Source organism: Lentimicrobiaceae bacterium (assembly GCA_028697555.1).
In the GTDB taxonomy this organism is placed as follows: domain Bacteria; phylum Bacteroidota; class Bacteroidia; order Bacteroidales; family UBA4417; genus UBA4417.
The window spans coordinates 1-4276 of sequence record JAQVEX010000084.1 but is presented as its reverse complement, the minus strand read 5'-3'; the positions used below and the strand labels follow the sequence as shown (position 1 = coordinate 4276).

3 protein-coding genes are annotated in these 4276 nt (G+C 35.2%); 2 read left to right on the top strand and 1 reads right to left on the bottom strand.

What is annotated here, in order from left to right:
* The first annotated feature begins 154 nt into the window (after positions 1 to 154).
* Together PHP31_09865 and PHP31_09860 are read left to right on the top strand one after the other, a co-directional pair.
* Positions 155 to 2275, top strand: coding sequence for a SurA N-terminal domain-containing protein (locus PHP31_09865; GenBank protein ID MDD3739582.1), 2121 nt, complete (start codon positions 155 to 157; stop codon positions 2273 to 2275).
* A 193-nt stretch (positions 2276 to 2468) separates the two neighbouring features.
* Entirely contained in the window at positions 2469 to 3281 is an 813-nt protein-coding gene (locus PHP31_09860; GenBank protein ID MDD3739581.1) for a hypothetical protein, read from the top strand.
* Between the two features lie 37 nt (positions 3282 to 3318).
* On the opposite strand, the gene PHP31_09855 is transcribed toward PHP31_09860, so the two are convergent.
* The coding region (locus PHP31_09855; protein ID MDD3739580.1) for an acetyl-CoA C-acetyltransferase at positions 3319 to 4276 on the bottom strand (958 nt) is incomplete at its 5' end.

Sequence of the window (4276 nt, the reverse complement as noted above, 5' to 3'; positions counted from 1 at the left end):
TGCTACTCTCGGGCGGAGTTGTCGATAAAGTTAGCATAGAATTACAACGATGAAATATGTTTTTTTTATGCAAAACTCATTGCCTTACAGATAAAAACATTACTTTTGCAAATTACAAATTTTATAAAAAAACAAACAACAAACTAAATAAAATATGGCAATTATAGGCGCAATTAGGAAAAGGTATTGGCTATTAGTATTAGTCATTGGTGTAGCTCTTTTACTTTTTATTTTAAGCGATTTTTCACGAAAAGGACAAACGCAAGAAACTACACTCGTTAATGTTAACGGCGAAAAAGTTAGCATAATGGAATTTAACAAAAAATTTGACGAAAATATTGAGTTAGCCAAGATGAACAGCGGAAAGACTAATCTTTCAATTTCCGAAACCAATCAAATACGTCAAAGCACATTCGACGAAACCGTAGAAGAAATTATAACCAAAAAACAATACGAAGAGTTAGGCATAAGTGTATCGGTTGAAGAACTTAGCGACCTCATCATAGGTAATAATCCTCACCCGTACATCGTTCAAAGCTTTACCGACCCAAGCACGGGTACGTTTGACAAAGCCATAGTTTCAAACTTTTTGCAAAACATCGACCAAATTGATCCGGCAATGAAATCGAGATACCTTATGCTCGAAAAAGCTGTTAAGGACGACCGTATTAAAAACAAATACAACAATCTTATAGGCAAAAGCTTTTACGTTCCTACATCGGTTGCAAAACGTCAGTATATCGAATCTAACGAAACAGCCAATGCTTACGTAGCAGGATTGAGATACGTTTACATTTCCGACACTTTGGTCAGCATAGACGATAAAGATTACGAAAACCATTACAACAAAAACAAATATAGATTTTATCAAGATAGAGACGCTCGTAATATTGAGTATGTAGTATTTACACCGCAAATTTCGGAAGCTGATATTACAAACCTTATGAATGCAGCCAACGATGCTTATAAAGACCTTACAGAAGTAACAAATAACAGAGCTATAGCATCGGTTGTAAATACCGTTTCCGACACAAAATACGACAGCACATGGAAAAAAGCAGGCGAATATTCAAAACAATTAGATAGCTTGTTTTTCAGAGCCGAAGTTGGTACTGTTTTTCAACCCACAATTGGCAACGAAAACATAAAAGTTTACAAACTTGTCGACCGTGCTGTTCGCCCCGATTCGCTTAGAGCAAGTCATATTTTAGTGTCGTATGCCGGAGCTAATGTTCCAGGCGTTGAACGCACAATGGCTGAAGCCGAAAAAATCGCCGATAGCTTATTGGTTGTTCTGAAAGCAGCTCCCAACAGATTTGAATCGGTTGCAGCTACTTTTAACGATGATAATGTTGCCAAAGAAAGTTCCGGAGACCTAGATTGGTTCGCCGACGGAATGATGGTTCCCGAATTTAATAAAGCTGTTCTTGACGGTAAAGAAGGAGATGTTGTTAAAGTTAACACAATGTTCGGTTTTCATATTGTAAAAATTACAGGCAAAAAAGATTTTTCAACCAAAATTAGAGTTGCCGAAGTTACCATAGACCTTGAACCTGGCATCAAAAGCATGGAAAAAGCTTATAACGATGCAAGCAGCTTTGCAGCAAACTTTAATACTCTCGAAAAATTTGAAGCCGAAGCTAAAACTCTTAACATGCGTAATGCCGACAGAATCACTGCCGAACTATCGAATTTACCCGGACTGAGCAATGCCAGAGAGATTGTACGTTGGGCTTTCAACGATAAAACTAAAACCGGTGCTGTTTCTAATGTATTTGATATTGAAGGAAGTTACGTTGTTGCCGCACTAAAAGATAAAATCGACAAAGGAATAGTTCCATTAGAAATAGTTAAAAACGGCATCACTCCATTGGTAATGAGAGATAAAAAAGCTGAATATCTTTTAGCTCAAATAGAAGAAGAATATAGCAAGGAGCAAGATATTTACAAGCTAATGGAAAAATTCCCCGAAATACCTATCGATACCGTTAATGTTTCATTTATGAGCGGCAACGTACCCGGATTTGGCAACGAACCAAAACTTGTGGGCAAAATTTTTACAGGTACTCCCAATCAGTTGAGCGAGCCTATTGTAGGCGAACAAGCTGTTTACGTATTTATACTTAACGGCATTACACAAGCTCCCGAAATTGAAAATTTTGATATGCAAAAAAGACAAATGGCATCGATGTTCCAAGGCAGAGCTATTAATGCTATAATGACTACATTGAAACAAAAATCGGATATTAAAGATAACAGCTTGTTATTCTTCTAATAAAATTTAAACATAATGATACGTTAAAAAGGGTTTGATTGCAGTCAAACCCTTTTTTTATAATTATATAATTATTTGTTGCTCATTAAAATGATTTTATATCTTTATAAAAATTTTGTAGCTAACCTGATAAGGGTTTGGTTTAGCAACAGAATTAAAATATTGAATACAACAGAATGAAATTTTAACAACTATGTATAAAAAGTATTTTTTGCTTTGTTTGCTTATTGCACTTTGCTCTACTACCTTGGGACAGAATAATGATTCTGTGCAAACATATTTAATAAATTATAACAAAGTTAAATTTATAACAACGGATTCTATTTATGATTTTACTTTATTTACAGAGCCTAGTGGTAAGTTTTATTTTGTGAATGGTTTTGTTGACCACGATTATGAAAAAGAAAGTTATCGCTTTTATGATTTTGAAAATAAAAGAAAACATAAAGAATATATTTATAAATACAAATATTTAGAAAGTATAACAGATACTATATATAGCTGTTATCCACTGACCAAAAACGATAATTTAGATGAAAAAATAATTCGCCAAACTCTCGAAATATCTTACATATTGAAAAAGTTTGGTGAATCTAAAATGCAGAAAACAGAAGATACAATTATTAAAATATTATATCCCTGCGAAGAATTTAATTTTAGCCACTGTTACCGTTTAACAACTTTAAAACTTTCTGAAAAAAATACTGAAATGTACGTTATGAAAGGATGTTTTGAAGACTGTAATGATATTCATATATTAAAAAATGACACGTGTGTATTAAAAAATAAGCATGTTAGAAAAATAAACAAGCATATTAATAACATAAATAGTCTAAATACTGACATTTTTCTAAGAAATAATAATGCTTGGTTTATGGCGTACCATACAAGTACGTGTAGCAAATATTTTATTGTATCAAATGATTCTTTTAATAATGAAAACTCGAAAGCTATAAAACTGACTGTATACACAATACTCGGTTTAGCTTCTCGTTGTTTGGACTAATTTTCAGAATTCATCGCAACACGATGAAAACAATGTACTACATAATGTTTTCAACAATAACAGCAGTACCCATACCTCCGCCGATACACAATGTAGCTAATCCGTATTTAACGTTGCGACGTTTCATTTCGTGAATTAAAGTAACCAAAATTCTGTTGCCGCTTGCTCCAATTGGGTGTCCTAAAGCAATAGCTCCGCCGTTAACGTTTGTAATTTCGGGATTAAGTTTTAAATCTCTAACAACTGCTATTGATTGTGATGCAAAAGCCTCGTTGGCTTCAATCAAACCCATATCTTCAATTGTTAAATTAGCTTTTTTAAGTGCTTTACGCGAAGCCTCTACAGGTCCGTAACCCATAATTTTAGGGTCTAATGCAGCCGAAGCATACGAAACAATTTTTACCAATGGTTTTACGCCCAATTCTTTTGCTTTATCAGCCGACATCACCACAACCATACTTGCTCCATCGTTAATTCCCGAAGCGTTTCCGGCTGTAACGGTTCCGTCTTTTTTAAAGGCTGGTCTTAGCTTTTGTAGATTTTCTATGGTAGTGCCCGGTCTTGGGAATTCGTCGGTATCAAAAATTATAGGATCGCCTTTTCGCTGCGGTATAGCAACCGGCACAATTTCGTCTTTAAATTTTCCATTTTTAATCGCACTTTCGGCTTTTAACTGACTTTGTAAGGCAAACTGGTCTTGCTCTTCACGCGATATATTCCATTTTTCGGCAATATTTTCGGCGGTAACGCCCATATGGTAATCGTTAAAAATATCCCATAATCCGTCTTTTATCATAACGTCAACAATATTACCGTCGCCCATGCGATAACCACTGCGAGCATTTGGCAACGCATACGGTGCATTTGTCATGCTTTCGGTTCCGCCTGCAAGAATAATATCGGCGTCGCCGGCTTTAATAAACTGTGCCGCCAATGATACTGTGCGCAAACCGGAGCCGCATACTTTATTTATGCTCATTGCCGGCACGGTTTCG

What these genes read in the sequence shown, in the direction of transcription:
- PHP31_09865 (MDD3739582.1), top strand. Translation starts at nt 155, where the DNA reads ATGGCAATTATAGGCGCAATTAGGAAAAGGTATTGGCTATTAGTATTA.
- PHP31_09860 (MDD3739581.1), top strand. Translation starts at nt 2,469, where the DNA reads ATGTATAAAAAGTATTTTTTGCTTTGTTTGCTTATTGCACTTTGCTCT.